Genomic DNA, 12,510 nt, shown 5'->3' on the forward strand with positions numbered 1-12,510 from the left:
ATTTTAGATAATTCTGAAATCTTTATTGTATATAAAATTACCTAAGTAAACGTTTACTTAGGCACTTATAAAAAAATCTCATGCAAATAAACAATATTTTTGTTTTTATCTATAATACTATTGTACCACAAAATAAATAATATATGTAAGAAATCTTCTAAATTAAATTTTCTTACATATATTAATATTTATTTCTATAAATAATCTTCATTTAAAAGCTTTATATTACTTTAAACAAAAAATAGTTTTAAAAGTAAATTTCATTAATTAAAAGCTTCTATCTTTTAACTTTCTTTATAAGTCACTATACTTATTTATAGTCTCTAAAACTTTTCTATTATGTATTCTATTTATAACATCCATATTCATAGTATCTGATGCCTTTTTAAAACATGGTATATGTTCTATATCAGAATTAAATATAAGTTTAAATATAAACATATGTATTTCTTTTAAATTCTCACTATTTAAATCCTTACATTCTTCAATTATTGATGTTGTTAACTTTTGAATATATTTTGATATTTTCTCCCTATGCTCTAAAAGCTCTGCCTCTGTATATTTAGTTTTCCTATCTTCTCTAACTTCTTCACACTTTAACATCTTCTCATGGAAATGAAAAGTTCCCATAAACTTAGCCTTAATATCTTCTAGTACTTTTTCTTCTCCCCTTATTTCTACCATCTTTTTTAAGGCTGGCAGATTATTCATATACGGATAAAATACGTCCTTAACATGGTTTTCATGTAATTTTACTATATCCTCATGGCTTAAGTTCTCTGTATATCTATGTGCCCTTTCAAAAAGCCTTTTCATTTTCTCTTCAATACTTTTCTTTATTTCATTAATATAATCTTCTCTTTTGATATTAGACATAAAAAAATCCCCCACTTTTTATGATTATATTTACAATAATATACCATTAGCAAAAATTCTTCAAATACTATAAGTTATAAAAAGTTAAAAGTGGTGAAATCTACATCTCACCACTTTCTATTCATATAAATTATCTTCTATTATTTTATTTGCAAGAATACCTATATTAACTTCTCTAACATCCATATAAACATCTATAATTCTATCTACAAGAGTAACCTCAACATACTCAACTTGCTTTCCATCTTCATCTTTGTAAGTTATTATATCATAAGTTATTATATCTTCTTTAAGTTGCTTCTTAGAAATCATCTAATTTTCCTCCTTAAGTCTATTCAATTTATTTTAGCAAAAACTTCAGAGTATGTCTATTTATCTATTATTCTATATAATTTGTCTTTTTAAACTAAAATAGATAGGTAGAATGAACTGCCCCCTGTCTACTTAACAGAGAGCATATCATAATACCTATCTATTCTTAACTTTATTGACTAACTCCTCATAATCAGTAGATGGCAATATTTCCGCTTTACCATTTCCATAAAAAGCAACATCATCTATAGCAAGCCACCTACTTTTTTGTCAATATTTAAAATTCAAAATACAATTTGCACCTAGTAACTTATTCTTTTACGTAATCTCTTAACTTAAAGCTTCCTAAAGTAAAGAATGCTAAAGACATTAATACAATTACTATTATAGAAATAACTATAGATTCACCATTTATTATTTTACCAAGCCATGAAAATGGTGATATTACGCTTAAATATCCTATTGCCTTTGGTACATTAGAGAACTCATCTAAATTAGTTCCAAGAATTCCAACTGCAAAGGCTAATAAACCAAATATTACAACTGCCAAGCTTGCTAGAGTTTGGTTCTTAACCCATCTTGTTACTGTCATTATAATAGCCGTAGTTATTAAGCTACATAAAGTTATAGCAAGAATACCCAAACCTAAATTAAATCTCTCTATTTTAAATATCATAATAGCTACAATTAAACTTATTGAGCTTATTATAGCTTGTATTATAAAGCTTGATATATATAATGAACCTAGTATTTGCCTATCTTTATTCCCTGTTGATATTACCCTTTTTAATACTTTTTGTGCTTTAAGCTTTAGTATATCTTCTGTTATTATCGTAGAACCTATCATCATAAAATAGCATATCATTATTACTGCCATATAGTAGTCATTACTATCTTTTTCATAACTCTCTACTATTACTGAGTCTATAGAATTTGTACTTAAACCTGAGTTTATACTTTCTTCTAATAGCTTATTAACATAATTATTTATTATATCTTCAGCTATTATTGAACCCATTCCTGTTTCTACTACATAGTTCTCAATTTTAGGTGTTTTACCTAAATCTATATTTTTATCAAAATCTTCATTTAACACATACACCATAGCTAATTTTTTATCTCTTAAATCGTTATAGCTATCTTCTACAGTTCCTTCAAGATTTTCTATATCATACTTTTCTTCTAATTCTTGTATTAGATCTTTAGAATATTTTCCAGATGTATTATCTATTATTCCTATTTTACCTAAGGATGAGCCTCCTGATCCAGTTCCAACAACTCCAAATAGCACAACCATAGGGAAAAGAAATGTCATTAATAGCATTGCTGGATTTTTTATTGTCCTTTTTATATTTATTATTGTAAGTGTTATTAATCGCATTTTTTACCCCCCTTTGATAAAGCTATTTTTCTTGATATAACCATTTTTATAGTTGCAAGTATTAATAATCCTATTGGAATTAATATAACTAAAGATAAATCACTAATATTGCTACTTATACTTCCTTCTAAATTATATATATTAAGAAGCTTTGATATATAGTGAGTTGGTGCTAGTACCTTTAATGCATTTCCTTCACCTGTGAAAGCTTCCATCCCTATTATAGGTAAGCTGAATATTAATGCTCCTATTAACTTTCCATATTTAGCTCCAAAGAAGGTCAATACAGATTTGCTAATGCCTACTATCATTAGTGCTGATGCTAGTAATAATACTATTAATGGTATTAGAGGTCCTGTAAAACTAATTCCTGCAATTCTAAAGAAGAATATATATGCTCCTATAATTATCAGTGAGTAAATAAAAGATACAAATGTATCATAATAGAAAAACTCAATCTTACTAATTGGTGTTGAAATAATTCTCCTATCTACATTCATACTAATATCTGTATAACTAGCTTGTATTTGAGAAAATATAAGCATACTAATTACAAATCCAATCATTGATGCCGCCATTACTTCATAACTACTTGATGTTTTACTTGTATTTATATTAGTAGTTTCAACTATAGTATTATTTGATATTTCTTCTAAGGATTCATTAGATCCTCCTGCTATACTTACATAAAGATTTTTATGATACTTATCTAATATTATCTTTAAAGTATTTGTTGAATTATTAAAGCCATCTTCTAATTTATTGATTTTTATTTCATTTTTTTGTAAAGATACTATACTTTCCTCATAACCTTTTGGAATTGTTATTTCTAATACAGGTTTTTCATCATTTATCTCTACTAGTTCCTTCATATCTTCACTTTTTAATAAATCAACTAAAGCTTTAGACATATTACTATTATCATTATCAATAATTTTTACTTTTACATCATTTAATTTCAAAGGATTATCATGTAAGGTGTTTTGTAAAAAACCCATAAATCCAGCTAACAGTACTGGAAATAATACAAAATACAATATTGTTACTACTCCAGTTGAAACCATTCCTTTTAAAGTAGTCTTTGTAAAATACAGTAACTTCATAAAATTCACCCCTAATCCCTTAATGTCTTTCCAGTTAAGGCTAAAAATACATCTTCAAGCTTTGCTTCTTCGTAACTTATTTTCTTAATATTTATCTTATTTTCTTCTAAAATTAATAAAACATTATTTAGCTTAAAGTTAGAATCTATAGTTAATATAATACTATCTTGATTTTCCTTAACATTTAATATTCCAGCTATCTTACTTATATTTAATATTAATTCAGCAGTTATTCCACTAGCTTCTATGATAACCTTGTTATTTGGGAAAACAGATGACTTAATTTCTTCTTTACTTCCATAAGCTATTTCTCTTCCTAAATCAACTATAAATACTCTTTTACATAGTTCTTCAACCTCTTCCATGTAGTGAGATGTATAAATAACTGTTGTTCCCCATTCTTTGCAAATATTTTTTGTAAAATTAAATATATGATTTCTTGATTGAGGATCTACTCCAACTGTTGGCTCATCCATAATTAATACTTTTGGATGATGCATAATTGCTGCAGCTATGTTTAACCTTCTTTTCATACCACCTGAAAACTTTTTAACTTTTTCCTTCTTCTTATCTATAAGTCCTGTAACTTCTAAAGCTTCCTTAATTCTTTCTTTTAACTCTTTTCCTTTTAATCCATAAAAAGCTCCAAAGAATTCTAAGTTATCATAGGCTGTAAGCTCTTCTAATAATGAAATGTCTTGAGGAACATATCCTATACATTCTTTTGCTTTAATTGATTCTTTTAAAATATCATAACCACAAATTTTTACTGTCCCACTATCAGGCTCTAATAAACTTGTCATTATATTTATTAAAGTTGATTTCCCAGCACCATTAGGTCCTATAAAGCCAAATATCTCACCTTTTTCAACTTCATAACTAACATTATCTAGTACTAACTTATCATTAAATCTTTTTGTTACATTTTTAATTTCTATAATACTCATAATAAAATTCCCCCTAAGCGTATCTCTTAATTCTATAATAAGATAAGCCCTAGGGGGATACCACTACTTGAAGTCACTTCATAAATGACTTAAGTCACTATTCCATTTTTAAATGCAAAAATTGCAATTTGTGTTCTATCTCGCAAATTTGATTTTGCTAATATATTAGTTATATTATTCTTTATAGTTCCTTCTGATAAGTATATTTTTTCAGAAATCTCTTTATTAGTTAATCCTTCAGCTATAAGCTTAATAATATTAATCTCCTTTTCCGAAAAATTATACTTTTCTAATTCCTTAGTATTTAATCCTTCTTTTTCACTACTTAACATCTTATCTGCAACTTCTGGATGAACTACCATATTACCCATATAAGCTGCTTTTATCCCTTCATATATTACATGATGAGAGCTGTCTTTTAGCATATATCCAAAAGCCCCATAATTTAAAGCTGACTTGATATATTCTTTATCATTAAAGGTAGTTAGAATTATTACCTTAATTTTAGTGAACTGTTCTTTTATAAGTCTTGTGCCCATTACCCCATCACAATCCTTCATTCTTATATCCATAAGAACTATATCTATATCTTGATTTTTGCATACCTCAAGTGCCTTATATCCATTTTCTGCAGTTCCCACAACTTCAATATCATCAAAGGTAGATAACATAAGTTTTAAACCTTCTCTTATTAAATTTTCATCATCTACAATTAATATTTTAATTTTCTCCACTTATATCTCCCTTTCTCTAGGAACTACTAATTTAATAAAAAAGCCTTCCCCTAAGGCTGATTTTATATCTACTGTTCCGCCTATTTCATAGGCTCTTTCTTTAATATTCTTAAGTCCAAAACCACTTTCTTTTAAGGAGTCGGTTCCAATTCCATTATCCTTAAAAGAAATCACAAAATCTTCTTCTGTAAAGTTCATAATTACTTTTACCTTAGTAGCTTTTCCGTGTTTTAATGAATTAGATAAAATTTCTTGAGTTATTCTATGTAGATGAGTATCTTGCTTTAGAGATAAAGCCCAGGTACCCTTAGACATAATTACATCTACATCTATTCCAGACATCTTTTTAAAATTCTTACATACTTCTTGAATTCTAATAACTCCTCTATATGTATTATATTCTTCTGATTTAAGCTCTTTTACTGCTTTTTTAACATCTTGGAAACTTTCATTTATAAAGTTCCTTAAATTCTTTAACATATCCTTTAGGATACTTCCTTCTTTATCGGCTAATGCTTCCATTGCAGATAACTGAATCATCGCTGTAGATAAAGCATGTCCAACACTATCATGTATTTCCCTTGATATCCTATTTCTTTCTTTTAAAACTGTTAGTTCCTCTATAGATGATAAACATTCCTCTAAATTATTATTAGCTTCTATTAAATTTTCTTCTGATATTCTAAGCTTATCATATAATCTTTGAGCTTCTTTTTTAGTATCATAAAGTCTTGAAATATAACTTAAAAGAATTGAAAAAATTATAATTACTATTAAATTGATAATTCCACTTTCTATACTTCCATTTAAATATGATGAAGTTGAAATAATTAGTATAACTACAGCTAAGAAGCTCTTTATCTTTATATCCTTTATTGAAAATACATCTATAGTAACGCCTATCAAATAAAAGAGAATATTTCCACCAAAATTTAAATAAGCAAAGACTATTGAAACTAATTCTATTACCATTGATAAAACAATAGACTTTCCTTTTTTAAAGAAAAATATCCTAAGGTTATTATTTATTATGAAGGCTAATAAAAATACAATACTAGCTATATTTGTGCTTTTATCTTTAATTAAAACATCAGCAATTAATATTATAATTGATAAATACCTTATTAATAAAAGTTCATTACTTTTTCTCATAATTCTCTCCAGACTCTAATTCTTCTTTTTATATACTAAATATATACCAAGACAAACTAATATTAAAGCTATTAGTATTTTTATATCAAAAATATTCTCCTTTAATACTATTGCAGATAGTATTGTCCCAAAAACAGGAATTAAAAAATTAAATACTGAAATTACTCCAACTTTATTATACTTAAGTAATTGTGACCATAAAGCAAAGGCCACTGATGATAATAAAGCCATATAAATTAATAAGGAAGTTGATATAAAAGTGAAATTTGTAAGACTTCCTCCTAATACATATCCTATTATTATTAGAACTAGTCCACCAATTGATAGTTGATATGCTGTTAAAAGATACGCATCTTTATTTTGACTGATTTTTTTACTGTAAATTGATGAAATGGAAAGCATAAAGGCAGCAAGCATTATAAAGCCTTCTCCTCTAAAGCTTATTCCTCCTTCTAAAACTGAAGAGGTTCCAAGATTCACAATTATAACTCCTAAAAAACCAACTACACAACCTATAACTTTATTAAAGTTAAGCCTATCATTTTTATAAATAAAGTGAGCTAGAATGATGCTAAAAAATGTTCCAGTTCCATTTATAATAGATCCTCTTACTCCAGTAGTGTAAGTCATTCCTAAATAAAAGAATATATATTGTAAGGTAGTTTGTCCAAGACCTAAGATTGTTATTTCCCTTATATCTTTTAAATTTAGATTAAAAATACTTTCCTTCATAGCTAATTTTATAATTAATATAAAAACTCCTGCTAAGAAAAACCTATATCCTGCAAAAATAAGCTTTGTACCCACATCATTACTTGCTATATCAAATAATTCATATCCAACCTTAATTGCAGGGAAGGCGCTTCCCCATAGAAATGTACATATTATTGCAATTACTATTATATTTATTCTATTAGTAAAAAATTTTGTTTTATCCAAGTTTCTTCATCCTTTCAGTTAATCTTATTTGTATAAAGCTTATTTTAATTATTTCCATAAACCTAATTATACACTGAAATTTATCAAAAAAAGTGCTAAATCTTAAAATTACATTTATAATTTTAAGAAAGCACTTTTATAACAAACTTCCCATCATAGGATAATCATCTTCCCCATTACCACCACTAATTACTTTTATGCCTAAATTAATTAAGGTAGATGATATTTATACTCTTAACGCAAAAATGGCAAGCATATGCCTGCCACTAATTTATTTCTAATTTAAAGTACTATTTAATTTCAAAATACAGCTATTATAATCTCCTTGCAGCCTAATATCTAATCCATAATTCATTAGATATCCACCTGTCTTTTCTATTACTTCATCTAAACATTCTACTTTATATTTCTTATTTTCTTCTAAGCCTCTTAGCTTAAATCTAGTACCTCTATGCCCTATTTTACTTTGTGGTAAGAATACAAATACTACACCTTCATTATCTTTTAAGTATTGATATATATAGTAGTCATTTGATGAAGTATTTTCAATTCTATAAAAATCACCATCTTGAATTATATGACGAATTGATTTATATTCACTTATTAAATCCTTAGCTATTTTAGCTTCTTCTTTTGTGTACTTTAATATATTACTGCCTATACCTAAAGTCCCCATCATTGCAGAGTGAAATCTAAAGCTTAATGGTATTTCTCTTTTTGATAAAAAGTTTGGGCAGTCTGTAACCCAAGCTCTCATTGCTTTAATAGGATAAATATATGAGTAACTATCTTGTATTTTTAATCTATCATAAGCATCAGTATTATCACTAGTCCAGAAATCATCAAATACTTCTAAGCTTCCATAGTCTATTCTTCCTCCACCTGATGCACAAGCTTCAAAGTATACTTTTGGATGCTTATCTTTTAGCTTTCTAACTATATCATAAAGATTTTCAATATGTCTAAACCATATATCCTTTTTTACATCACTTTGAGCTATTGGTCTATTTGCATCCCATTTTATATAATCAATATCATAAGTTGATAGCATATGATCTAATGTATTATATACAAAATCCTTAACTTCATCTTTACTTAAATTAAGAACATATTGACCTCTTGATGTGTCAGATTCTCTTGTTTTAAAATTATATATCCAATCTGGATTGTCCTTATAAAGTTTTGACTTTGGATTAACCATCTCTGGTTCAAACCATATCCCAAACTTCAGTCCCATATACTTAACTTCATCTATTAACTGATTTAGACCTTTAGGAAACTTATTCTCATTTACGTACCAATCTCCTAACCCATTATCTATTCCATCTCTTTCTCCAAACCATCCATCATCAACTACAAAAAGCTCTGCTCCTAACGCTTTAGCTTTTTTAGCTAATTTAATTTGCTCTTCTGCATTAACTTTAAACTCTGTGGCTTCCCATGAATTATATAAAACATCCCTTAATCCATCTCTCATTAATTCATTTTTTCCGTAATTATGAAGGTTATGAGACATTTTTTCAAAGCCTTCATTTGTATAGCCTGCTATTATAGCTGGAGTCTTAAATTCTTCTCCAGGTTTAAGCTCCAAAATAAAGTCATGCGGGTTTATTCCTAACTGAACTAAGGTTTCTCCATATGGAGTTTGCTCAACTATTCCACTAAAGTTACCACTTAATTTTAATGCTCCGAAAAATACTTCTCCACAAGTTTCCTTTGCATCCTTGTCCAATATAAAATAAGGATTATGATTATGAGTAGATATACCTCTTCTATTTTCTATATATATCTTTCCATAACCAACTTTTTGAGTAAACATTTGTTGCTCTGCTCCCCAATGACCATGAACATTTCTAAAGTTCAAATTTTCGTAAGGTATATGGAATTGTCCACTATATATTTTTTCAACTTCTATGATGTCAGTTGTATTATTTTTTATAGTTACATATCTCTCTATCAAATCATACTTTTCATGAAATTTATAATGTAAATTTATTTCTAAATCATAATATTCATCTCTTAATTTAATTAAAAGAGAATCATCTATAACACTATACTTAAGGTACTTATATTTTAAGTCTCTAGTGCCATCACTAAAATTAATCTTTAAACAATGCTCTTTATATCTTAATCCTCCATAGACAGGATATTCCTCAGGAGTTATTTCATAAACAGGATCATTAGATGAAACTTCTTCTAATTTAATAATATTGAAATCCTCTATATCATTTATCTTTTTTCCCCAGTATAAATTTCTTATAAGGCCTTCACCATCTATTCCTAAAACATAAGATACATTTAAAGTATTTATAGAAAAGATATTCTCCTCTTTATTTATTAAAATACCCATAAGTTCTCGCTCTCCCTAAAATCTTATTCCTTTAATTGTTTAGGTAACAAAATAATTATTTCTGTTCCTTTTCCTAATTCGCTCTTTATCTCTACCCCATAATCATTTCCATAAATCAACTTTATTCTATCATTTACATTTTTTATACCTATTCCACTTAATCCCTTGCTACTGGCCTTTTTAACAATCTTTAGGCCTTCTAGCTTGTCACTTTCAATTCCTACTCCATTATCTATAACTCTTACATTAATATTATCCTTTTCTTCTCTTATTAATATCTCTATTCTACCATTCTCTCTGGAAGGGAACCCATGGAAGAATGAGTTTTCAATAAATGGTTGAAGAAGCAATTTAGGAACTAAGTAATCATAACAATTTGGCATTATAAAATACTGCACATCTATTCTATCTCCATACCTAGTATTATTAATTAATACATAATGTTTAAGATTATCTATCTCTTCTTTAATAGTTATAAATTCATCTGTTTTACTAATTGTATTTCTAAGCAATAATATAAATGAATCAAGAACCTCAATGCTTCTATCTTTATCACCTTGCCATATTAAGAGCTTTATACTTGATAAAGTATTAAATACATAGTGAGGGTTTATTTGCATCTGCAGGGCATATATCTCTGCTTTTCTTTTTTCTTTTTGAATTTTTACTAATTCCTTTATATAACTATTTATATCATTAATCATTAAATTATAAGTAGTTACTAACTCCTCTATTTCGCTTATTCCACTCACTTCACTTATCTGAATATATTCATCAAACTTATTAGACCTAAGAGTGGACATCTTTTCTATAAGCATATATAAAGGTCGTGTAACTTGCTTAACTATAAGGAATATTATTATTAAGGTTATTAAGGTTATAATAAAGCATATAAATATTATTTTTTTCATATCATATATTTCTCTTATTGCTTTATTTATAGCAATAACTCCACATAGTGCTAGGTTACTATCAGGTAATCTTTGTGTGAAATTTATATTCCCATTATTCTTATAAATTGTGCTTAGCTCATTATTTATAACTAGATTTTCTATATCCTCTTCAAAACTTTCAATATAAGTACCTAAGCTAACGTTATTGTTAGATGATATAACTATATTACTTTTATTTAAGATATAAACACTATTTAAATCAGGAGAAAAATAATCATAATTTTTTTGAAACTCCTTTTCCTTTATTATTAAATACAAAATTCCATAAGGCTCTCCATCATCAGAAGTAAGTGCTTTTGTTATTATTACTACAGGCTCATATTGTGTAGTTGAAGTAAATCCTTTATTTAAATATTGATATAAAATAGTATCCTTTTCTTCCAATGACTTCTTAGATATCTCCATTCCGAGCAAATCTATAGATTCTTTATATAATAAACCATCTTTAAGATAGGTCTTACCATTTAGACCTGCAATAACTAAATCATAGCTATAATTATTTTCTTTAAATAAAGAATTTATATGTGTATTCATATTATATATATTATTAAAGGACTCATTATAGCTTATGTTGTCCTCAGTAAAATAAAGCCTTACAGCTCTATTAGAGTTTATTGAATTAATAGTTTCAACTGACTGTCTATGAAAATCATATAACTTTTCATAAACTCTCTCTATTATTTTTTGTTGAGAATCTATATAAGACTTTTCAAATATATCTCTAGATATGTTTATTATTACACCACTGATGGCAATAGATATACAGATTACTCCAACTACAACTGCACACATTATTTTAAAGAACAAACTATTTTTTCTTAATATATTACTTATCACTTTTATCCTCCATAAGTATCTTCAATCTACGGTAACTGCTTGGAGTGTATCCCGTAATCTTCTTAAATACCCTACAGAAATAACTATGGTCTGAATACCCTACCATACTACTAATTTCAGATACATAATGTTTATTATCCTTAAGTAATTCACAAGCCTTTTCAACTCTTATTTTATTTAGATATTCTGAAAAACCTTCCTTACAATGGTTACTAAAATATGAAGATAAATAACTATAATTAAAATTAAACTTCTGTGAAATAGCTCCTAAGTCTAAGTAAGTTGCATAGTTGCTATTTATATATTCAATTATATTTTTTATACTATCTTCTTCATCGAAATTGTCTGATAGAATAATTTTTAGCTCTTTAAAAATACCTTCAGTAGCTTTAGTAAAATCTGTACTATATAAGACTTCTTCTATCATATTAAAGTACTTATCCCTTAATTCATCTGTATTATTACAATACTCTTCAATACTAACGAGAATAATATAAATTAAATTCTTTATCAAACTTTTTAACTTTTGCTCATTCATTTTATTTAATATTGCATAATCTATATAATTCTCAATTTTAGTAATTGCTAATTCAAAATCTTTTATTTTTATTTCATTATAAAATTTATCAAAATTAAATTTTTTACTTTTCTCTTTAATAGAATTTTCTGTACATAATAAAGGTACATTTTTGTAATAAAATTTTTGTCCTACAAATGGAATAAACCTATCATTATATATATTTTTTATATCTGATATATTATTAAATTTTTCAGTAATTACAAAAAATATATTGTCATTATTCCATATATCATTATTTATAAACTTTTCTATTTTATTAACTATATCCTTATCATCACTTAATTTGTAATTTATTGTATAAAATAAAATCCTATCATTTATTAATGTATTTATATTTATATATTCA

At 26.6% G+C, this 12,510-nt stretch carries 11 protein-coding genes; all 11 read right to left on the reverse strand.

Annotation, left to right across the window (positions count from 1 at the left end; genetic code table 11):
* Positions 1 to 294: 294 nt before the first annotated feature.
* Positions 295 to 876, reverse strand: a complete 582-nt coding sequence (locus E6248_RS07370; RefSeq protein WP_316340175.1) for a hypothetical protein — start codon at positions 874 to 876, stop codon at positions 295 to 297.
* Positions 877 to 993: 117 nt separating this feature from the next.
* Positions 994 to 1,188 carry a hypothetical protein gene (locus E6248_RS07375; protein ID WP_136005062.1) on the reverse strand — a complete coding sequence of 65 codons (195 nt, stop codon included), beginning with the start codon at positions 1,186 to 1,188 and terminating at the stop codon, positions 994 to 996.
* A 310-nt stretch (positions 1,189 to 1,498) separates the two neighbouring features.
* Positions 1,499 to 2,569, reverse strand: a complete 1,071-nt coding sequence (locus tag E6248_RS07380) for an ABC transporter permease (RefSeq protein ID WP_316340176.1) — start codon at positions 2,567 to 2,569, stop codon at positions 1,499 to 1,501.
* Positions 2,560 to 3,672 (reverse strand): ABC transporter permease, encoded by a 1,113-nt coding sequence (locus tag E6248_RS07385; protein WP_316340177.1) that lies wholly within the window; start codon positions 3,670 to 3,672, stop codon positions 2,560 to 2,562. Before E6248_RS07385 ends, E6248_RS07380 begins: the two co-directional genes overlap by 10 nt.
* Before the next feature lie 11 nt (positions 3,673 to 3,683).
* Entirely contained in the window at positions 3,684 to 4,619 is a 936-nt protein-coding gene (locus E6248_RS07390) for an ABC transporter ATP-binding protein (RefSeq protein ID WP_316340178.1), read from the reverse strand.
* An 89-nt stretch (positions 4,620 to 4,708) separates the two neighbouring features.
* A complete protein-coding gene (locus E6248_RS07395) occupies positions 4,709 to 5,353 on the reverse strand; it encodes a response regulator transcription factor (protein WP_316340179.1) in 645 nt (214 codons plus the stop codon).
* Entirely contained in the window at positions 5,354 to 6,505 is a 1,152-nt protein-coding gene (locus tag E6248_RS07400; protein ID WP_316340181.1) for a sensor histidine kinase, read from the reverse strand. It abuts the gene before it with no gap.
* Positions 6,506 to 6,520: 15 nt separating this feature from the next.
* On the reverse strand, positions 6,521 to 7,444 hold the full coding sequence (locus E6248_RS07405) for a DMT family transporter (protein WP_316340182.1): 924 nt from the start codon (positions 7,442 to 7,444) through the stop codon (positions 6,521 to 6,523).
* A gap of 277 nt (positions 7,445 to 7,721) precedes the next feature.
* Positions 7,722 to 9,794 (reverse strand): alpha-galactosidase, encoded by a 2,073-nt coding sequence (locus tag E6248_RS07410; RefSeq protein WP_316340183.1) that lies wholly within the window; start codon positions 9,792 to 9,794, stop codon positions 7,722 to 7,724.
* Between the two features lie 23 nt (positions 9,795 to 9,817).
* Positions 9,818 to 11,584, reverse strand: a complete 1,767-nt coding sequence (locus E6248_RS07415) for a histidine kinase (protein WP_316340184.1) — start codon at positions 11,582 to 11,584, stop codon at positions 9,818 to 9,820.
* Positions 11,574 to 12,510: AraC family transcriptional regulator (locus E6248_RS07420; protein ID WP_316340185.1), on the reverse strand; the 937-nt coding region annotated here is incomplete at its 5' end. The genes E6248_RS07420 and E6248_RS07415, both read right to left, overlap by 11 nt.

This window comes from Clostridium sp. (assembly GCF_032552055.1).
In the GTDB taxonomy this organism is placed as follows: Bacteria; Bacillota; Clostridia; order Clostridiales; family Clostridiaceae; genus Clostridium.